15 protein-coding genes and 2 pseudogenes are annotated in these 20,744 nt (G+C 58.2%); 12 read left to right on the forward strand and 5 right to left on the reverse strand.

Going from position 1 to position 20,744, the window contains the following annotated elements; translation table 11 throughout:
- The first annotated feature begins 21 nt into the window (after positions 1–21).
- From ACF66B_RS07535 to ACF66B_RS07550, 4 genes are read left to right on the forward strand one after another with little or no spacing between them, the layout of a single operon-like run.
- Positions 22–1,917, forward strand: a complete 1,896-nt coding sequence (locus ACF66B_RS07535; RefSeq protein ID WP_162683479.1) for a trypsin-like serine protease — start codon at positions 22–24, stop codon at positions 1,915–1,917.
- Positions 1,914–2,846, forward strand: coding sequence for a serine protease (locus tag ACF66B_RS07540; protein WP_111432116.1), 933 nt, complete (start codon positions 1,914–1,916; stop codon positions 2,844–2,846). Before ACF66B_RS07535 ends, ACF66B_RS07540 begins: the two co-directional genes overlap by 4 nt.
- Complete coding sequence (locus ACF66B_RS07545) at positions 2,815–4,029, forward strand: hypothetical protein (RefSeq protein WP_162683478.1); 1,215 nt, start codon at positions 2,815–2,817, stop codon at positions 4,027–4,029. The genes ACF66B_RS07540 and ACF66B_RS07545 overlap by 32 nt, the downstream gene beginning before the upstream one ends.
- A gap of 22 nt (positions 4,030–4,051) precedes the next feature.
- The gene (locus ACF66B_RS07550) at positions 4,052–6,250 is read left to right on the forward strand and encodes a hypothetical protein (protein ID WP_162683477.1); all 2,199 of its coding nucleotides are present in this window, start codon (positions 4,052–4,054) and stop codon (positions 6,248–6,250) included.
- A 1,034-nt stretch (positions 6,251–7,284) separates the two neighbouring features.
- Here ACF66B_RS07550 and ACF66B_RS07555 read toward each other — a convergent pair.
- Positions 7,285–7,827 (reverse strand): hypothetical protein, encoded by a 543-nt coding sequence (locus ACF66B_RS07555; protein ID WP_392664534.1) that lies wholly within the window; start codon positions 7,825–7,827, stop codon positions 7,285–7,287.
- Positions 7,828–7,871: 44 nt separating this feature from the next.
- Here ACF66B_RS07555 and ACF66B_RS07560 point away from each other — a divergent pair, with 44 nt between their 5' ends.
- Together ACF66B_RS07560 and ACF66B_RS07565 are read left to right on the forward strand one after the other, a co-directional pair.
- Positions 7,872–8,582 carry an IS6 family transposase gene (locus ACF66B_RS07560; RefSeq protein WP_392664537.1) on the forward strand — a complete coding sequence of 237 codons (711 nt, stop codon included), beginning with the start codon at positions 7,872–7,874 and terminating at the stop codon, positions 8,580–8,582.
- A 544-nt stretch (positions 8,583–9,126) separates the two neighbouring features.
- Positions 9,127–9,537, forward strand: coding sequence for a hypothetical protein (locus ACF66B_RS07565; protein WP_392664540.1), 411 nt, complete (start codon positions 9,127–9,129; stop codon positions 9,535–9,537).
- Between the two features lie 775 nt (positions 9,538–10,312).
- Here ACF66B_RS07565 and ACF66B_RS07570 read toward each other — a convergent pair.
- Positions 10,313–11,394, reverse strand: a pseudogene (locus ACF66B_RS07570) (IS3 family transposase).
- A 286-nt stretch (positions 11,395–11,680) separates the two neighbouring features.
- A complete protein-coding gene (locus ACF66B_RS07575; protein WP_111432127.1) occupies positions 11,681–13,030 on the reverse strand; it encodes an aspartate ammonia-lyase in 1,350 nt (449 codons plus the stop codon).
- Positions 13,031–13,266: 236 nt separating this feature from the next.
- Here ACF66B_RS07575 and ACF66B_RS07580 point away from each other — a divergent pair, with 236 nt between their 5' ends.
- On the forward strand, positions 13,267–14,229 hold the full coding sequence (locus tag ACF66B_RS07580; protein ID WP_111432126.1) for an asparaginase: 963 nt from the start codon (positions 13,267–13,269) through the stop codon (positions 14,227–14,229).
- Here the strand turns inward: ACF66B_RS07580 and ACF66B_RS07585 are convergent.
- Positions 14,226–15,038 carry a helix-turn-helix transcriptional regulator gene (locus tag ACF66B_RS07585; protein ID WP_111432125.1) on the reverse strand — a complete coding sequence of 271 codons (813 nt, stop codon included), beginning with the start codon at positions 15,036–15,038 and terminating at the stop codon, positions 14,226–14,228. The two genes, ACF66B_RS07580 and ACF66B_RS07585, sit on opposite strands and share 4 nt — an antisense overlap.
- Positions 15,039–15,187: 149 nt before the next feature.
- Between ACF66B_RS07585 and ACF66B_RS07590 the strand changes: the two genes are divergently transcribed.
- Positions 15,188–16,648, forward strand: coding sequence for an alanine/glycine:cation symporter family protein (locus tag ACF66B_RS07590; protein ID WP_111432124.1), 1,461 nt, complete (start codon positions 15,188–15,190; stop codon positions 16,646–16,648).
- A 112-nt stretch (positions 16,649–16,760) separates the two neighbouring features.
- Positions 16,761–17,090: pseudogene (locus tag ACF66B_RS07595) on the forward strand (IS6 family transposase); the annotation flags it as partial.
- A gap of 66 nt (positions 17,091–17,156) precedes the next feature.
- Here the strand turns inward: ACF66B_RS07595 and ACF66B_RS07600 are convergent.
- A protein-coding gene (locus ACF66B_RS07600; protein ID WP_392664544.1) for an IS3 family transposase occupies positions 17,157–18,508 on the reverse strand; the annotation gives its coding sequence in 2 pieces (ribosomal slippage) (positions 17,157–18,172 and positions 18,172–18,508; 1,353 coding nt in all).
- 93 nt (positions 18,509–18,601) lie between these two features.
- On the opposite strand from ACF66B_RS07600, the gene ACF66B_RS07605 reads away from it, so the two are divergent.
- The 3 genes from ACF66B_RS07605 to ACF66B_RS07615 are packed head-to-tail and all read left to right on the forward strand — an operon-like array spanning position 18,602 to position 20,726.
- Positions 18,602–19,024 (forward strand): DUF2924 domain-containing protein, encoded by a 423-nt coding sequence (locus tag ACF66B_RS07605; protein ID WP_392664830.1) that lies wholly within the window; start codon positions 18,602–18,604, stop codon positions 19,022–19,024.
- Positions 19,021–20,346, forward strand: a complete 1,326-nt coding sequence (locus tag ACF66B_RS07610) for a recombinase family protein (RefSeq protein WP_111432001.1) — start codon at positions 19,021–19,023, stop codon at positions 20,344–20,346. Before ACF66B_RS07605 ends, ACF66B_RS07610 begins: the two co-directional genes overlap by 4 nt.
- Positions 20,343–20,726 carry a hypothetical protein gene (locus tag ACF66B_RS07615; RefSeq protein ID WP_111432000.1) on the forward strand — a complete coding sequence of 128 codons (384 nt, stop codon included), beginning with the start codon at positions 20,343–20,345 and terminating at the stop codon, positions 20,724–20,726. The genes ACF66B_RS07610 and ACF66B_RS07615 overlap by 4 nt, the downstream gene beginning before the upstream one ends.
- Positions 20,727–20,744: the final 18 nt, after the last annotated feature.

Raw genomic sequence — 20,744 nt, forward strand, 5'->3', positions numbered from 1 at the left:
ATTGGCAGGGGGGGCTCGATCTTGTCGTATGCACGTCGCCTTTTTGTCGCATTCGCTCTTGTCCTCGTCCAGGCGGGAAGTGGTCAGAGCCAGCCCTTTTTTTCAGAAAAGGACATCTTGGTCGTCTCGCCGCGCGCCGACCGCGATCTCGTCCGAACCTTGGTCGACAACCAGACGCTTTTGTCGGAATCTGACATTTCGTCGCGCCTGCGCGTAGCGCATTTCTTGGCGCAGGTGTTCACCGAGACCGGCGGCCTGTCGCGCTTGGACGAGAACCTGAACTACTCCGCCGACCGGCTTCTGCGGGTCTTCAGTCGCAAAGTCATCACGCCGGCCAAGGCCCGCGAGATCGAGCACCAGCCGCGGCAGATCGCCAACTGGATCTACGGCAACCGTCTTGGCAACCGCGGTCGCGACACGGACGACGGCTGGCGTTATCGCGGTTCGGGATACATTCAACTTACCGGACGCGACAATTTTGTCCGCCGCGGCGCCGAAATCGGGCTGCCGATTGTCGACAATCCGGACATAGCCCGCGACCCAATCGCCGGGCTAAAGGCGGCTACCGCCTACTGGTTGGCGCGCGAGATCAACGAGGCCGCAGATTTGAACGACCGGTTGCGGGTGCGGGTGCTGGTAAATGGTCCGGCGGCGCATGGCGCTGCGGTCGCACGAACTTGGTTCAACTTACTTTGGGTGAAGGTATTCGCGTCGCGCGCGCCGTTTGGCGAGGAACTCGCATGGGTGGAGAGCTCCGAGATCGTCGACCCCACCGACATCCAACGCGCGATCGCCGAAATCCTTAGTGAAGAGGGGTTCCTCGACGACGCGGGCGCGGTGGAAAGCGCCGGCGGCGGGGAAGCCTATTCGGAGGCACTAAGAGCATATCAGACCTCGCGAGGTCTTTCAGAGACCGGTGTGCTGGACGAGGATACCCTTTATGCCATCACCGACCCATCGGAATGGCGCGATCTGGAGGCTGCCGAATATACGGCCGCTCCGATGGTCGACCCCGACGGCACAGCATCGTTCGCGCTCGATGGCAACTCGGAGGAGGCCGCACCGGTCCTCGAAGGAAAGACTAAATCCATTGAACCCATCGAGGCCGAGCTGGCCAGCGCCGGATTGGACATCGACGAGCTAACTTCCTTCGCCGGCGCTGCGGAGACATATTCTGAGTATGAATTGGCCGAAGGTAGGTATGAGGGCGACAACTTCATCCCGTTTACGGTGATCGGGGATGACAACCGCGAACCTGTCTTGAATACAACCCAATTCCCGGAGAGCGCCATAGTGCAGATTGTTTTTAAGAAGGTTGCTGGGATTGCGCAGAACCTGTGCACGGGAGCGATGATCTCGCCCGATACTGTGCTGACAGCCGGGCATTGCGTCCATAGCGGCACAGCAATCGGGCATTGGTACCAAGATTTTATCGTATATCCCGGCCGAAACACCGATACAAAACCCTTCGGCGAGTGCCACGCCGTACGTCTGTTGGCACTGCGGGGCTGGATAGAAGCTGCGACCAACGCCGACGCAAGACTCTACGACATGGCTGCGCTGAAGCTCGACTGCGATGTTGGCAGTCGCACCGGGTGGTTCGGCGTGCGGGCAATGGGGGATGAGGAACTGGGCGCTCAGACGAAGTTGCAAGGCTATGCCGGCGACCGGAGTCCGACCGGGCGGCAATGGGTGAGCCTTGACCAAGTGCGCGTTCTCCAGCAGCTCAAGGCCTTCTACCAGAACGACTCTTTTGGTGGGACCAGCGGCGCGCCAGTAACGCGTGGCAGTGATCCACAGATCTTCTGCGTCCACACCAACGGGTTGCATGGATCGCCACCGTGGAGCGAGAACAACGCGTGCACGCGCATAACGCCCGACCGTATGGCCACGATCGCCGGGTGGATCGAGCCATGAGCGCGCGGTCCGGTCTGGTTGCTCTCGCAATGGTCTCGATCGCATGCTCCGGTGTGAGGCCCGCACAAGCGGCATCGATCGACGAAACCATCGTCTACATCGAATGCACTTCACCAGGAAAGCCACCGCGCAAGGGCAGCGGCGTAGTGGTTTCAGCCGACGGCGTGGTGCTTACCGCCAAACACGTAGTGTTCGGCGCTGAACCGCAGATGCCGTCGGGCACCACTTGCAGCGGTGCAATAGGCAACGCAAATCGCGCCAAGTCTGGTTTGTTCTTGCAAGCGACTAGCGCGCAGTACGACGCAGTTTTATTGAAACTGCCCGTGAACGGAGTCCCGTTCCAGCGGTTCTGCCGGCTGGAACCGCGGCTCCAGCGCTCACAGATTATCGCTACGGGGTTTCCGTTGTTGACTGGCACAGGAGTGCCGTCGTCGCGGGTCGGCGTCCTGTCGACGGTGCAGCCGGATGGGGCGGGATACATCGAGACCGATAGCACGACCACATCGGGCATGAGCGGCGGAATGGTGACGCTGGCAGCGAACGGCCACCTCATCGGCATCGTCTCAGGTGCCAAGACCGACCCAGGGAACGGACTGCTGAACTATTCGGCGGTTCTTGCTGTGCAGGTGCTGGCAAACGAATTCGTAAGCTGGGGCCTGTCAGAGGATCCTGAGGGCTGTGCCGACAAGGCGCGGACCTCGGGCCCCCAAGGTACGGTTCACGGGCGGCCTTGGGAAGCAACCGACCCGCCCTTGCATCTAGGCATGAAGGTATCGGAAGGTGTTTGCTTCCTTGTTCGGGTCTGGGGGTATTTCGACGATCCGGACGACCTCGTCGCGGTAACGGAAACGGACGGAGAATACGTCCTAATGGGCGTCAACGACGGGAGCGGCCCGCATGGTGCCTACGCAGATTGCCTCCGGTTTTAGAAGCGGGTCTCACCGAATCCCAAACTGGGCGGGGGCCGCGTTCGCCACCATAGCGGTCTGGGCGCAGACCGTTCCGGCAACTGCGCAGAATTGCGGTGAAGAGGATCCGCCTCTGTCGCGGCAAGTGGTGATGCTTGCCTCCGACGAGGCTGGAGCAATTCTCCACGACCCGCGAACAGGGGTCTTGGTCTCAGAAAGTGGTCTGGTGCTGAGCATCCTCAACCTCAGTGCGACAGCCACGGAAATCAACGCGACGGACCTGCTCGAAGCGCCGCTGGAGAAGCTGAAGGTTCAGACCTGGTCCGACATCGTCGATAGGCCCGCTGCCGCCGCCGGGATCATCATTGGGCACGACTGGCGGCGCAATTTGGTACTGGTTAAGATTCCAGACGATGAGGTGACGCGGCTGGAACTCGTTCCTGCGACTCTGGCGGGTTTCAACGACAGCTCCCAAGATGCGGTCTGCCTTATCGGCTTCCGCCAAAACAATCAAAATCGCTATCGCGCTGAAGTTCCTGCGAGCGTCAACCCGCGACCCGGATTGGACATCCGCTGGACCGTCGAGCACAAAATAGAGCGTGAAGAGATTGGGGGCGGAATCTTCGATTCCATCGGCGGCGCGCTTCTTGGGATCGTCGAAAGCCAAGATGGTGACGAAACTCGATATCTGCCGGTCGAATATGCCGACACCTTGATGTCGCAGGTGTATATTGCGCTGATCATGCGACAGATGGATGATCTGATCCGTACCTCCGAACAGGTTCAGACTGGTATCAATTGGACCTACCAGATAATCGGAGGTAGCAGTGACAACGAGGGCGGACAACGCCTACACATTCGCTTCTTCTTCGATCAATACACGGACGAACTCGCCTTTGATACTGTAGAGGTTTCGACCACTCTCTGGGGTATCGATTCGCGTGGCGAACGTGACATATCTGTGGCGCTATCGGCGGAGGATGCGCGGGAGCCCGTTAACTTGAAGGAAGGATCTAACTATTTTGACTATTACGCCGATAAATTGTTCAAGAAGGCGCAGGCTCTTGGGTTTACTCGACTCGACCGCATTCGTATCAAGTTAAAGCCAGCATTTCATTATCCGTCAGGTTGGCGGAACAGCGGACCCGAGCGCCGGACATCTTTCGAGCTCCCGATCTCGATTGACTTGAAAGTTGAGAACTAGCGGCAGAATGTTAGGGGCAGGAATGTACCGCACACAACGAACTTTCGAAAGATATTTTGGATCAGTGATTTTCGTAATATTGTCCGCTGCGGGCGCGGCGCTGGCGGACACGGTGCCAGAAACTTGGTCTCAGGTTAAGGTAGCCGACGACGGCGCGCTAGCCATAGTCTACGATGCTGCCGGTGGGCGGCTAGGGGCAGTATCGCGCGGCGAAGATGTGCTCAAACCCATGCGCTTGGGGGAGCTGAGTTCAACCTATCCGATCGTCAATCTGACGCAGATTGGTGGTACATGGGTCGGCGTCGCGTCTGACAGGCTTGAAGGCAGGACGATTGTATTCGGTTTCGTCGAAGATCGGCTCGACCTGATAGATGTCGTTGATTTACCCTCAGGTGACGCAAAGGCCGCGGACCTTGCAAGCGACGGCACGCTCTGGATCGCTGATGGGGACAGACCGCAGCTGTGGTCGATACAGCCCTGTGCCCTTCTGCACATCTGCAGTCTCCCCAACCGCAGTCCTCCGATCTCGAAAATCGAGATCTATGGGCCATCTTTCACTGAACTGGTTGTAGATCCTTCTTCCTTTCTAGCGGTTTCCACAAATAGGTTTACTAATCTAGTGAACTTGATTGACATCCGCTACGGTAAGTCCTTACAGCTTGAACCAATTAACGACTTGCAAGGCCCCTTGGGGTTAGTACTAGTTGGCGGGGGCCTTGGCGCCCAAGCAACGGTTTATATTAGCGCTCCCGAGTCCGGCGGGGTTACTATTCTTCAGATCGATCCCGACTTCCAAGAGTTGCGACCCACGGGTTCAGTTTACCTCGTTGATCTCTCCGAAACGTCAGCGCCCCTTACTATCGGCTTCGAACCCGACGTCCCGCTTGCCGCCGCTGGTGGTCCGGTCGCAGCGCGCGTGGCGGCGAACAACGATCAGTCGCTAGTCTTGATTGGTGGCCTCGACCCAAATCTCGTGCACGCGGTGGCGCGCAGCGAACGTACGATCGCCCGAATCGCCGACCTGCGCAGCACCGAGGCGATCGTCGATTTTGACGTGTCGGCGGACGGACAAACCATCGCGATTCTCACCCAATCCGGCCTTTCGTTTCTAGATCGCGCCGACCTCGAAAAGCCAGTGAATGCCCTAGAGGTTCGCGACTCCAGTGAACAGGAAAGGCTCGAGGCCGATCTGATAAGCGCGGTCCAGCGGAAGCTAACAGAGGAGGGCTTTTACCTTGGCTTGGTGGACGGCCTGATGGCACCCAGCACTGACCTTGCCCTGAAGCGCTATGCGAGCAGCAACGCCCTGCCGCCGGTTACGTTCGAAGGCAATGTTCAGGCTCAGAACCTTCCTGTCACGCTGTTGGGGCATTTGTTCCAAAGTGACCTGAGCGCAGTTCCTGAGCCGATTCTACGGAGCGACCGTGGCGACGAGATCCGACGGGCAGCGTTCGATGCGTTTTACCATAAGAATTTTTCTGCGATCCAAAATTTCTCCAGCCGTGAAATCTTTCAACTCGGGCAGGCTGTACGTGGCGAACAACCATGTGCGGCTCTAAACGATTATCCCGACCAAACGCTATGGCCGAACATCGGCCCGGCACTCGCGGCGCTCGACGAGCTTCGGCAGAAACTTGGAACCGCGATCCTGGTTGAGGCGACTTACGAAAGCGGCGCCTATTCGGATTGCGCCGGAACGCCCAAGGCGATCGCGGAACAGGCGCAAGCATATCGTGCTATCGCATTCAGTGCGCCGAAAGCAACTGCGGCACAGGTGATGGAGCAAGTGCAGCGTCGTGCGATAGTGCCGGCGTTTCTGTTCGATCAGAAAGGAGACGTTTACTACCTTAGCGGGCAGCCGGACGCCGGGCAGCATACCGTCCGACGCTTGGGAAAATGGCAGGCGCTGATCGCCTCACACCAGCTCAATCCCTACGGCTGTCGGCAGGCAAAGTTGGACGTAGATGAGTTCAGGGGATTGCTCGAGGGAACGGCGGCTCAAGGCTTGCCGATCTATGTCGCCCGGCGCGAACGCGAGAAGATCTACGTAGTGACGGTCGACGCAGGTGACGATGCAGGGCTCGCGCTTCGGGTTATGGCGGCAATACGCGCCGCTGCGCCGAAAAGCGCAGACGGCAAGACCGGTGCCGACTCCTACGTGCGCGATAGCGATGGATTCAGCCTCGTAGCGGACTGCCGCAGAGAGATGTCTATCCCGTGACGCAGTTTACGCGAGCACGTACGGTGACCCTCCCTTTCAAACTTGACCCGCGCTTCGACAGACCGATGACCCCCGCGTCCATTCAGGCCCCCGACACCCCACCACAGGCTTCCTTCTGCAGACTGACTCTGCTCCTAATAGCGCTCGCCGCGCCATCATGTGGCCCGGGGGTCACTCAAGTCGAATCCGAAGTAATCGCCCGACACGAGAGCGGCGGTCTTCGTATCACAACCGTTGGCGCGGCCATCCTGTTCGGTCAGGATCTCGGCACCGCCTACCTTGCGTTGGCCGATAGAAATACGCGTACCCAAGACATTGTTTCTGCCGGACTGATCGGGATTACTGCGGGTGGTGCTCTGGCCGCGGTTGACGGTGCAAGCAGTGAGACGCTGACAGCGTTTGCAGTTGCCGGACTAGCGCTTAACTCTGGCGCGCAATACTTCAACCTTCGGAGCGCCAGCGCTAGTTTCATCAATGCGGCCGATCACAGCCTCTGCATCGCCGCTGCCGGACGGGCCATTCCGCGTGAGGCAAATGGGGATCCTCTTTCGGTATCTATGCTTATGGACGGCTACAGGACGGCCAGACTCATCCTGCGAAGGTCGCTGCTACGCGAAATGCCCGACTATCGCAGCCTGGTTTCTCAGTTCGACTTGGTGCGGAGCACATCCGGCTTTGAGACGACCTCTGTTGCGGTAGACTATGACGCGTTGCGGAGCAATGTCCAAGCTTGCTTTGGGGGAGGCTAAGCAGTCGATCTCTTCGACCGCCGCTGCCACAACGCGATCGAGGGAGCATCTCGGTTCCGCGACGACACCCGACGCCGCAGCACCTTCCACCCTCACGAGGAGCACGGCGACTTCTTCCCCGACTTTGTTGCCGCCTACAACCTACAACCACACCACCACACCCGCCTCCGAAGTCTCGGCTACAGCTCCCCCGTCGCCGCGTCAGGATCGCCTAGAACTCGGCGTCGGGCATGCGCACGAAGCCCTCGGATCGGGGTGGTGTCATCGGGATCCTCCTTCCGCCGCTCAGCCGACCTTGCAGCCCCAGAAGGACGTGTGGTCGGCGGCGAAGTAGCCGTCGGCGACCCGGAAATACCCCTGCAGCTCGACGGTATCGCCCGCGGTGAGCGGCACCATGGTCTGCCGCCAGATGGCGGTGGCGAGCGAGACGTGGGTGGCGGAGATTTCGCCGAGGGAGCCACGGATTTCGGTGGTGCCGTTCAGGACGAGCCGCCCGCGCATGCGGGCCGTGGCACTGGCGTTGATCTTGTAGAGCAGCGTCGCGCCGAACAGGTAGTTGCCGTCGACCGGGGCGACGAAGTGGTTGTTCGCGGCGTCGAAGATCCCTTGGTCGTTGTAGTCGGTGTTGTTGATGGCGATCTTCGTCCAGGTCCCGACGCCGACATAGTTGTCGTAGTTGGTGTACGCCTTGAACCGGGGCAATTGCGGCTGGTCGACAATGCCGGTGGCGTTGTCGACGCTGAAGCCATCGAAGAAGGTGCTGCCGTCGGCGGAGACCGCGAGGCGGAGTCGGTCCGAGCCGAAGAGCCCCACGAGCGGCACTGTCACTTGAAGCCAGAGGCAGCCACCAGGGGGTGACGGTAGAAGTCGGCATGAATGAACTCTCTTATGCCCGTCACCGGTTCTCGTCTGCCATCATCCAGCATGCGGTCTGGCTCTACTTTCGGTTTGCGCTCAGCTACCGCAATGTCGAGGATATACTCGCCGAGCGGGGCATTGATGTCTCCTATGAGACCGTCCGGCGATGGGTGCTTAAATTCGGCCAAGTTTTCGCTGAGCGTATTCGACGGCGCCGACCACAGCCTACGGATCGATGGAACCTAGACGAGGTTTTCCTCAAGATCGGCGGCAAGGCTGTATATCTGTGGCGCGCGGTGGATGACGAGGGCGAAGTGCTTGATGTCTTGGTCCAACCGAAGCGCGACCGGAAGGCGGCGCTGAAATTGCTTCGAAAACTGTTTAAGCGCCAAGGCCAAATTCCCAGTGCGATCGTGACGGATCGGCTTCGATCGTACGGCGCAACCCTACGAGAGTTGGACCTGGCCGACCGGCATCTGACTGGCGGCCGGTCCAACAACCGAGCAGAGGTTTCGCATCGGCCGACCCGACGCCGAGAGCGGCAGCAAATTCGATTCAAGTCACCCGGATCGGCGCAGCGCTTCCTCTCCTCCCACGCCGCCATCTCCTCCCACGCCGCCATCTCCAACCACATCGACGTCCAGCGTCATCTGATTTCCCGCAGCACACTGAGAACACTCCGCGCCAGGGCGTCGGCCGAGTGGCGTGAAATCGTGGCGGCCTGAGGCTGCCTCCAGGAGGTGCTGCCGGCCACAGAGAATTACCGTGACAGTGCCCTCCCGAGCACAGGCCGCCTTCACGGTCACACCGTTTTCAACACCATCCGCGCTCTCGTTGATGGCCGCGCGCTAAGTGGAATGAATTGCATTCTGCCAGCCACGTGAGTAGTTACGATAGATAAGCTGATGGAAAAGATTACCGGGAATATGCAGAATGATAAAAGAGAACAAAATTGAAATATTAGTCGGTGTAATTGGTTTATTTTTTTTCTTAATCGGATTACTTTCCATTCATGAATCAGAACTGAAGTGGATGTTACTTTCATATTTAGGGGTTAACACCTCGATTATTATCTATCTGTATGTTAAATTCTCGAGTATTGATAGCCATAGAGAATCAACAAACAATAAAATTGATATCTCACTCAATTCCATAAGAACAGAAATAATAACCGATCACTATAATATAATAAATAATCTAATCTAAAAAATAGAATTTATAGAGAATTGTGCTTTTAATATTAATTTTATTGGAATCTCTACCACTTCCATGGATCATTATATTCGAGACATCAATAATGCTGTAAGCGTAAAGAAAACTTTTATATCTACGCCCCAAGCACGAAGTGATAGCTCCGACATTGAAGACAAGATGAGGGAAGCACATGAGAACTGGTTGAAGAAAAACCCCAACGGTCAATGGATAGACATTGTATCGTATTCTGACTTCTATTTTGATAGATTCAGAAAAATAAAAACAGGAAATATATCATTACGTAATCACCTTGTATATATCTTGAGAGAAGGAACTAAAGTTATCAATTTTACAATTCTGGATATTTCCGATACTACTTCTAATACAAACAAATCAAATAGTAAAATTGTATATTTTGGATGGCTACCTGATCAAGCTTCAGATAAAAGTGCGATATTTAGATCCAGCAATATAAATTTTGTTTGACTCTTTGAGAATTACTTTGAATATTTGAAGGATTTTACGTTTAATAGGTATCAGAGACGATTGCGCGATCGAGATAAGCAGAGTCAAGACTACTACATCGTAGACCATAGTAGTAGCGAGGAAAGTAAGCTTCTTGTTGATAGTAGGGTAGTTGACAGAAAGGGAACGTGGATATCTTTTTCATTCGCGAGCGACGACCCAACAAGAGAAATCAGAAGCGTCGTCTTTATGAGTATTAGTTTCGTTTTCGATTATATTAAAGTAAACGCGAAAATTTTTAGAATAGATGGGACCTGGAAGTACAATTTTGAGGGCAATACAAACTCTGCCTTTTATTTGAATAATATTTATATCTCGTACGTATTGGATGGGTCGAGTAAAGGTCGTGCAGACGGATTTACGCATTTGCAATTTGATCGAGACCCATATTTTGGAGAAATTTTCCGCAGTGCGTTCTCCGACGTAGATAGTAACAAGTACATGTTATCTATTGGCTTCAAAAAGGAATTTGAATTTTCAAGCCTCGAAACCAACGTTATTCCTAAATCTCTTCTTAGCGATATCGATAAGCTTAAAGGAAAACTGAAGGGAGGAGGGCAATCAATGGTTCTTGAATACTTGAATGGTCCTTATATGCCCGACACTAAAGCTTAATGAGTGGAGATCAGTATTGTAGCTGGCTGGACAAGAGTTGAGCTGGACGCCTGCAATAGGTCTCCCATTGAGGCGCCGACGTGATTCACTGCTCTTGACCTGCTCCCGTTGGAGTCCGCGTTTATGAGTTAGCTCTGTTCAGGGTTTGGTCCTCTTCTGACCGTTGGTGATATTCCCGCGGGGTGAGCCCGTCGAGGCTCGTGTGCGGGCGGTGGTGGTTGTGGTCGTCTTGCCATGCAGCGATCAAATGGCGGGCATGGCGCAGGTTCAGGAACAGGTGCTCGTTCAAACACTCGTCCCGCAGCCGCCCGTTGAAGCTTTCGACCAGGCCGTTCTACATGGGCTTGCCTGGCGCGATGTAATGCCAGTCGACGTGACGGTCCTCCTGCCATTTCAGCATGGCGTTCGAGGTCAGTTCGGTCCCGTTGGCACTGACGACCATGCAGGGATAGCCCCTCATCTCCGCGATCCGGTCCAATTCCCGCGCGACGCGGTCGCCTGACAGCGAGGTGTCGACGACAGCGGCGAGGCACTCCCGGCTGAAGTCGTCGATCACGCAGAGCACGCGGAACCGGCGGCCGTCCGACAGCGCGTCCGACACGAAGTCGAGCGACCATCGCTGGTTCGGTCCCTGCGGGATCGCCATTGGCGCCTTGGTCCCGATCGCGCGCTTCCACCCGCCACGCTTGCGCACGGTGAGGCCCTCTTCCCGATAGATGCGATACAGCTTCTTCCAGTTCACCTCCCAGCCTTCGCGCTTCAGGAGAATGTGCAGACGCCGATAGCCGAACCGCCGTCGCTCGGACGACAGATCCTTCAGCCGCTTGCGCAACTCCGCATCGGCGGGCCGAGCCGACCGGCGCCGATAAACGCGCGGATCGATCCCGGCCAGCGCGCAGGCCCGCCGCTGAGAGTAGCTCTTCTCTTTCATGGCTCAATCCACAGCCTTCCCCCTCGAACCGGGCCTTAGACGTCTTTTCCGAGCATCTCTTTCAGCGTGGCGACATCCATCATCTGTTCGGCCAGCATCTTCTTCAGCTTCGCGTTCTCGGCCTCGAGCTCCTTCAGACGCCTGGCGTCAGCAACCTCCATGCCGCCGTATTTGCGCCGCCAGTTGTAGAAGGTCGCATCGCTGATCCCGTGCTTGCGGCACAGCTCAGGCGCGCGCAGGCCCGCCCGATGCTCCTTCAGGATCCCAATGATCTACGCTTCGCTGAAACCGCTTCTCTTCATCGTCTGTCTCCTCGTTCGGAGAACAGGCTAGCCGGAAAGCGCGGCCCTTTCAGGGGAGCAGGTCACACGCCACAGCCAATGTGACCGGCCCGCGACCTTCACGACGACTTTGCCCAGATCAATAACCCATCAACCTCAAGCCCGTTAGTATGGCAAGAACGTATGCACGCCTTCCAGATTCGAAAGCGCAAGGCCGGACAGCGAAGCCTGCAGCGCAGGGGAACAGTTCCGACCCAACGACTTTTTCACCGGCCTGTCAGGGGATAAGCGGTTGAGCGTCTATTTTGAGTTCCTCAAGGGCTTGCGCGATTGAGATTTCGTTGTTCAGGGCATGTTTTGCCACCAAGGCAGATTTCTCATAACCGATTTGCGGAACAAGCGATGTTGCCATTGCCAAGCTGTTTTCAAGAAGCCCTCGGCAACGCATCTCATCGGCCTCAATCCCCAGAATACAACGATCCGTCAGGCAGGCCATGGCACGTTTCAAAATGCGAATGGATTGCAGGATATTAAGGATCGCAATGGGTTCCATCGCGTTGAGCTGCAATTGCCCGGCTTCGGCGGCCATTGTGACAGTCAGATCGTTGCCGATGACCTGAAACGCGACCTGATTCACGACCTCGGGGATCACGGGATTGACCTTGCCCGGCATGATGGATGATCCGGCTTGAACAGCCGGCAGACGGATTTCGCCGAGACCCGCGCGGGGGCCGGAGCTCAGAAGCCGCAAATCGTTGCAGATCTTGGAGAGTTTCACCGCGACACGTTTCAGGATACCTGAAAAGGCGACAAAGGCACCAAGGTCGGAAGAGGCTTCGACGAGGTTGCGTGCGGAGCGAAGCGGAAAACCAGAGACCTTTTGCAATTCTGATACGGCGACATCGGTGTAATTGGCTGGTGTATTCACGCCGGTTCCGATGGCCGTGCCGCCGAGGTTCACCTCCAGCAGAAGCTTTGACACTTCTTTGAGCCGTTCGATGTCTTCCTCGATCGTGTTCGCAAAAGACCTGAATTCCTGCCCCAGTGTCATCGGCACGGCATCCTGCAACTGCGTGCGTCCGACTTTCGCAATGCCGTCAAACTCACGCGCCTTTGCTTCGAAAGCATCACACAAGCGCTGATGCTCTTCGGTGAGCCCATCCATTTTCTGAAGAATAGCGAGGCGAAGAGCCGTCGGATACACGTCATTGGTCGATTGCGATCTGTTCACATCGTCATTGGGATGGATATTCTGATAGTCCCCGTATTCAAAGCCCAGTGATTTCAGCGCAAGATTGGCAATCACTTCATTCGCATTCATGTTTGTCGAGGTGCCTGCGCCGCCTTGGACCATGTCCACGATGAAATGCTCGTGATGGTGGCCTGCCAGCAATTCGTCACAAGCGTTGCGGATCGCCGTCGCTTTCTCGGGGGAGAGAACGTTCAGCTTGCGGTTTGCGCCGGCGGCGGCTTTCTTGACCATGGCCAGGGCATGGACCAATTCCGGATACTCGGACAGTGGCACGTCCGAGATCCGGAAATTGTGGTAGGCCCTGATGGAATGTATCCCGTAGAGGGCGTCGTCGGGAACGTCATATTGACCCAGTGAATCGTATTCGGTGCGCATATCCGGTTCTCCCAGCAAAAACTGAGCGGCCTCTTACGCCTCGCCAAATATTTGCCAATACAGCATTTCTTCGACTTGGACGGTTTAGTCCCTAGTTGACGCTGGTTTGAGGTATGCTCACGCCAGAAGCAACGGCAGTTGCATCTGGATCGCCGGTCGCGCTTTACGCAGTTAGGGCAAAGCCAAAGGTCGGGTGATCGGTAGTATCGACCTTAAAGAGACGTTGAGGATCCTTCATGCGCATATTGCTGATCCATACTGGTGGAACGATTGGAATGGTTCGGACCGACAGCGGGTTTGCGCCACGCCAAGGCATTGTCGAAGGGGCAATCCAGGCGCTGATGAAAACTGGCGACATCACAGCTGACGTCACCATACAGACCCTTGACCCCTTGATCGACAGTGCTCTGGCCACGCCGACCGACTGGATCAGGGTAGCGAATTGCATCTTCGAGGCGCGCGACGACCATGATGCGTTCGTCGTCACCCATGGGACCGACACGCTGGCCTATACTGCCGGGGCGCTCTGCCTTGCCCTGCCCGGGCTTCGCAAGCCGGTGATCGTGACGGGTGCGATGCTCCCGTTGACGGTCGACAGGACCGACGGTCATCGCAATCTGTGCGACGCGTTCAGAGCCGCCGAAGCCGGGGCGCCGGGTATTTGGGTGCAATTTGCGGGCCGACTTTTGCATGGGGCGCGGGTACGGAAGTCACATTCCAGTTCCATGGACGCTTTCGAGGCCGCACCATGCTCAGACGAGCCGCTTCGGGCCGCGCCGGAACCTGGCATCGCAGCGCTTGCGAGCCACAAGGTGGGTGTTTTCTCGATCACGCCAGATCCATGCACCGAGCTCCTGGAATTCGCGGCAGAGACCTGCGACGGGATCATATTGCGCTGCTACGGATCGGGAACGGCGCCGGACACTTCCGGGCTGCGCGCCGCGCTCGGCAAGGCGCGTGCGCGCGAGGTTCCCGTGATCGCGGTCAGCCAATGCTCCGAAGGCGGCATTAAGCTCGGCACCTATGCCGCAGGTCAGGTGTTGCGCGACAACGACGTGATCGACGGGCGCGACATGACACCGGAAATGGCCTGCGTGAAAATGCATTTTGGCCTCTCTCAAAGCCGGGAATACATGCCGCGGCGCGCTTTCATTGGCGACAGCCAATGCGGTGAGCTGACCATTAAGACCGTAGGCTAAATCAGTGGCGCTTCCATAATTCCCGTTCCTTGCCGCATGCCAGCGGATAGCATTTTCCGAACGTCCTCGGGGACCTCGGGGTGGTCGGGATCGTACAGGCCGCAGAGCCGCATCGCTTTTCTCAAGTCGACGTTGTCACCCAGATACTGGAAGACCATTTGCGATGCAGCCGGTGGACGGGGGGCTCTCGCGGCAACGCCGGACACTACGCCGCTCAGATAGCGGATGCGGTTGTTGTAGCTGGGGTAGAGGATGATCTGCATGACCTCGTTGCGGGTCAGCATCTCCATCACTGTCATGAAAATGCGATCCCCCAAAACAAAGCATGCGCCTTCATATTTGCAGGTGAACTTTCTTTGCCCCGTAGTGCCGACGCTTTCCACGCTTTTGACATTTACGCCGAAGGGGGTGCGGTAGATCCGCGTCAGCGATCGAAGCGTTTTGCCGGGATGGGACATGGAATTGTAGTAGGTAAAATAGTGCCCGACGTAACTGTCCAATGCACTGCGCGACTCCATACGGACGTCATTTGCTATGGCGGACACCACGTTGGTTTCGGCCCGCACGCCGAATTCACTGGGCTTGAGGCGCACAAGTTCGGAAAATTGTCCATGAGGCAAGAGGAGTTCGGCTTCCTCCACTCCGAAAAAGTCGCACATGCGGCGCATCGACCGCAGCGAAGGGGCGGTTTCGCCATTCAAGTACCGGTTGAACTGAGATCGGTTCACGCCGAGCTTGCGGCAGACTTCTGCGATCGATTTGTGATAGCTGCACAGCAATCGCAGGTTTTTCGGAAGATCTCGGGACATTATCCATGCCTTCTTTCCCTAGTTGACGCTGTTTTTGTATCGACCCGCTCTACATAGACGCAAGCTAGTGAAATGGCTTTCCCTCCTTCATTTCCTAAGGTGCCGCATCGCGCACAGGGTCTGGACCGTGCCGAAAAGGGAGGAAAACCATGGAAATTCTGGAACTAATATTTGGAAAGATCGGCGATCTGACGTGGGGGTGGTCATTGATCCCGATCCTTGTCGTGTTCGGGGTGTTCATCACCCTAGCAACCGGCTTCGTGCAGTTCGAATTCTTCGGGCGCATGTTCCGCGTCCTGCGCAAGGACGCAAATTCCAATGATCGCAACAAGATCTCCGCCCGCGAGGCGCTTTTGGTGTCCGTCGGCGGACGCGTCGGCGGCGGTAATATTGCCGGCGTCGCAGTGGCCATCACGCTAGGCGGACCGGGGGCCGTATTCTGGATGTGGGCCATCGCGCTTGTTGGTATGGCAACGAGCCTCGTCGAATGCTCTCTTGCGCAATTGTACAAACGCAAGGTTGGAGAAAACGAATATCGCGGAGGGCCAGCGCGGGCGATCATCCATGGCCTCGGTGTCGAATACAAATGGCTGGCGGTTGTTTATGCCATCTGCCTGATCGCGGCCTTTGGCCTGGGCTTCAACGCCTTTCAGGGCAATACAGTCGCCGGTGCGGTTAAGGACAGCTTCGAAATCGATCGACTCTACACGGGTACCGCGCTCTCCGCTGTCGCTGGTATCATCATCTTCGGAGGCATCAACCGCATCGCAAAGGCGGCCGATGTCATTGTTCCGATCATGGCGGTCGGCTACCTCTTGATGGCGCTTCTCGTGATCGTCCTCAACATTGGCGACGTCCCCGCTGTCATCGTGTCGATCGTGAAAAACGCCTTCGGATTCGAACAGGCTGTTGGTGGCGGCATGGGAGCGGCGATTGCACAGGGGTTGCGTCGGGGCTTGTTCTCCAACGAGGCGGGCTTGGGGTCCGCACCCAATGTGGCCGCAACCGCAGACGTACGCCACCCCATCAGCCAGGGCATCACTCAGTCGTTTTCCGTGTTTATCGACACCATCCTGATCTGTTCATGCACGGCCTTCGTCATTCTGCTCGGCGACGTCTACGTGCCCGGGGCTGCGGATGTTGACGGTGCCGCGCTGACGCAGCAATCGATGGTATCGCATCTCGGCGCATGGGCCAGCTACTTCCTGACCGGAATGATCCTGCTGTTTGCGTTTTCATCGATCATCTACAATTACTACCTCGGCGAGAACGCCCTGACTGTGCTGAGCAAGCACCCGTTGTCGGTGACGGTCTTTCGTTTCGCGATCATGATTATCGTGTTTCTCGGCTCCGTCGCTCCGGGCGCAACTGCGGTCTTTTTCTTTTCGGACCCGATGATGGGAGTTCTGGCTTTGGTCAACTTGCTGGCCATCATGATGCTGTTTCCGATTGCCATGCGTTTGTTGCGTGACTTCCGTGCGCAGCTCAAGGCCGGCGTCGAGCGCCCTGTGCTGAATCCAGACGACTACGCCGATCTGGACATCGACCGGACAGCGTGGGTCGGGCAAGGCGTGATGGCTTCGGACATGACGCCGGAACCCGTGCGATAACGATGATGGGCCGGGAATTTCCCGGCCCATCATCCACCCCTGAAAAAGGGGACTGTAGGCGCGGTCACGTAAAGCCAGTGGCAGCCGCCAGGGGGTGACGGTAGAAGTCGGCATGAATGAACTCTCTCATGCCCGTCACCGGTTCCCGCCCGCCATCATCCAACATGCGGTCTGGCTCTACTTTCGGTTCGCCCTGAGCTATCGCGATGTCGAGGACCTGCTCGCTGAGCGAGGCGTCGATGTATCCTACGATACGGTGCGTCGATGGGCGCTCAAGTTCGGCGGCGCGTTTGCTGCTCGGATCCGACGGCGCCAACCACAGTCTTCGGTACGATGGCATCTGGACGAGGTTTTCATCCGGATCGGCGGCAAGCTCCAGTACCTATGGCGTGCTGTCGATGACGAAGGCGAAGTTCTCGACGTCCTGGTCCAATCTGTCCGTTGTCAGATGATTTGGGACACGAAGGCCTGACTGGGAATGGAGGGTCTGGCTCGATCGGGTTTCAGTTTATGCCGCGGTTTGGCGATGCAGCAAGCGGCGCTTCTCGATGGTCTTGGCTTTGATCTCCTTTCGCCGATTCAGGATTGCTTCTGCCCTGCCGAGATAGACATCGGCAGGCGTGAGGTTCCCGAGGCTCTCGTGGTAGCGGTCATGATTGTAGTGGTCGATGAAGGCCGCGACCGCCTCTTCGAGCGCCCCGGGCAAGTAGTAGTTCTCAAGGAGAATTCGGTTCTTCAGGGTCTGATGCCAGCGCTCGATCTTGCCTTGGGTCTGTGGGTGCCGGGGCGCGCCGCGGACGTGATCCATGCCCTCGTCGGCAAGCCAGTTGGCCAATTCGCTGGAGATGTAGCTGCTGCCATTGTCGCTGAGCAGCCTGGGCCGGTGGACGACGGTGGCTCGGTCGCAGCCCGAGGCGACCAGGGCATCTTCCAGCGTAGCTGTCACGTCTGATGCTTTCATCGTCGTGCAGAGCCGCCACGCGACGACGTAACGGCTGTAGTCGTCGAGGATCGTTGAGAGGTAGAACCAGCCCCAGCCGATGACCTTCAAATAGGTGAAGTCGGTCTGCCAGAGCTGGTTCGGGCGGGTCGTCTTCTCATGGAACTCGTTCGCCGCCTTGATCACGACGAAGGCCGGGCTGGTGATCAGGTCTTGTGCCTTCAGAACCCTGTAAACGCTGGCCTCCGACACGAAGTAGCACCGGGTATCGGTGAACCTGACCGCGAGTTCCCGGGGCGACAGCTCAGGCTGTTCGAGCGCGAGATCGACGATCTGCCGGCGCACCTTGTCCGGGATGCGGTTCCAGACCCGGGTCGGACGCGAAGGCCGGTCCTCGAGCCCGGCGGCTCCGAGAGACAGATAGCGATCATACCACCGGTAGAAGGTCGTGCGGGGCACGCCGATCATGTCGAGTGTCCGCTTCGCCGGCAGGTGAGACTGCTCTACCTGCCGGATGATCTCGAGCTTTTCGGACGCGGGATATCTCATTCCTGGTCTCCCCCATCCCCAAGCATGCTTTTTTTGAGAAGGCGGTTCTCCAGCGTGAGATCGGCCACGGCCTCCTTCAGCGCTGACGCCTCCTGACGCAGCTCTTTGACCTCGGGGCTGGTCGCCTGGCGGGACGTATCACCGGCGAGCCGCTTCTTGCCGGCCTCGAGGAACTCCTTGCACCAGCTGTAATAGAGGCTCGTCGCGATCCCTTCGCGCCGACAGAGCTCGGCGATGCTGTCTTCGCCACGCAGCCCTTCAAGCACGATGCGGATCTTCTCCTCGGACGAATGGTGCTTCCGTGTGCGCCGGCGAATGTCCTTAACCATCGCCTCAGCTGTAGGCTTCGATGTTCCGGGTTTCTGTCTCATCTCCACTCCTTGGTGGCTTCGATGAGCCTGAAACCCTCCGTTACAAAGCCAACTCAGATGTCCCAAGAGCGCTGATGGCGGACACCCGCGCGCATCACCGCCTTGAAAACCATGCCGATGCCGGAGCTGCGGAAACAGTGGAGAGACTTGTTTCAGACCGATCCGCCGCCCTACAACCGCCGGCATCTCGAGAACCGCATTGCCTACCGGCTCCAGGAATTGCACTTCGGCGGCCTCAGGCCCGAGACGCGCCGGCGGCTGGAGATCCTCGGCGAGCAATATGACAGCAAGAATGTTGCGACCCGCCGGATCCGGCACGATGCCACGCTCATCGCAGGGACGCGGCTCCTGCGCGAATGGCAGGGCGTCGAGCAGATCGTCACCGTCACCGCCGACGGCTTCGAATGGCAGGGGTGGCCGTACAAGTCGCTGTCCGCGATCGCCCGCGCGATCACCGGCACGCGCTGGAACGGCTGGGGCTTCTTCGGGCTCAAGAACCACAGGGGGCGGAGATGACGAAGCCGCCGGAAAAATCGGAGGTCGTCCGCAAGCTCCGCTGCGCGGTCTACACCCGGAAGTCTTCGGAGGAAGGGCTGGAGCAGGAGTTCAACAGCCTCCACGCCCAGAGGGAGGCCTGCGATGCCTACATCGCCAGCCAGCGGTCCGAGGGATGGATACTTGTCCGCGATCAGTATGACGACGGCGGCATCTCCGGCGGCACGCTGGAGCGCCCCGGATTGAAGCGTCTGCTGGATGACATCGAGGATGGGCTGATCGATGTGGTCGTAGTCTACAAGATCGACCGCCTAAGCCGCTCACTCGCCGACTTCGCGAAGCTGGTCGAGGTGTTCGACAGGAACGGCGTGACCTTCGTCTCGGTGACGCAGTCCTTCAACACGACGACTTCCATGGGTCGGCTGACGCTGAACATCCTGCTCTCCTTCGCGCAGTTCGAGCGCGAGGTGACGGCCGAGCGCATCCGCGACAAGGTCGCGGCCTCCCGGCGCAAGGGCATGTGGATGGGCGGGGTGCTGCCCTACGGCTACCGCGTCGAGAAACGGAAGCTGGTCATCGACGATGAGCGAGCCGAGCACGTCTGCTGGATCTTCGCCCGCTTCCTCGAGATCGGATCTGGGACGGAACTGGCGCGGGAGGTCGCGAAACGCGGCATCCGCACGCCGCGCGGCAACCGGATCGACAAGAAGTACCTCTACCGGATGCTCAGCAACCGCGCCTACATCGGCGAGGCGGTCCACAAGGGCGAAAGCTATCCCGGCGAGCACGACGCGATCATCGACCGCGAGATATGGGACCGCGTCCATGCGATCCTGCAGGAGAGCCCGCGCAAGCGCGCTGCCCGGACCCGCGCCGACACGCCCGCGCTGCTGAAGGGGCTGCTGTTCGGGCCCGATGGCGCGGCCTTCTCCCCAACGCACACTCGCAAGGGCGGGCGGCTCTACCGCTACTATGTCAGCCAGACGGTGCTGAAGCACGGTGCCGGATCCTGCCCGGTCGGCCGTATCTCCGCCGCCGAGATCGAAGCGGCCGTCATCGACCAGCTGCGCGCCGTCTTCCGCCAGCCGGAGATCGTGGCGGGGACGTGGAGGGCGGCGCGCGCCCATGCCGCCGACATCACCGAGGCCGACGCCCGCGCAGCAATGCAGCAGCTCGATCCTCTGTGGGACGAACTCTTCCCCGCCGAGCAGGCGCGGATCGTGGCGCTGCTGGTCGAACGGGTCGACATCGGCACGAACGGCCTGTACGTCCGGCTCCGGATGGACGGTCTCGGAGGGCTTGCGCGCGAGATGCTGTCTGGCTGCATCGGAGCAGCGGCATGACCCGCGCGACGGAGGTACCCGAGACCGTCACAGTCCACGTGCCATTACGCATCGTGAAGCGCGGCGGGCGGAAGGAGATGCAGCTGCCGGAAGGCGGCACGCACCCGGCGAGGACCGACAGCACGCTGGTCAAGGCGCTGGCCCGCGCCTTCCGGTGGAAGCGCATGCTGGATTCTGGGGAGTTCGCCACCATTGCCGAACTTGCCGAACGCGAGGGGATCGCGCCCTCATACATGACCCGTGTCCTGCGTTTGACATTGCTTGCGCCTGATATCGTCGAGGCGATCCTCGACGGCAGGCAGGGACCAGAGGTCACGCTTGCTCAGCTACTGCGGCCATTCCCGCAACACTGGCAGACCCAAGAAGCCGTAATCGGGTGAGTTATCACGACACTCCGA

It is taken from the genome of Amaricoccus sp. B4, assembly GCF_043226085.1.
Lineage (GTDB): Bacteria > Pseudomonadota > Alphaproteobacteria > Rhodobacterales > Rhodobacteraceae > Amaricoccus.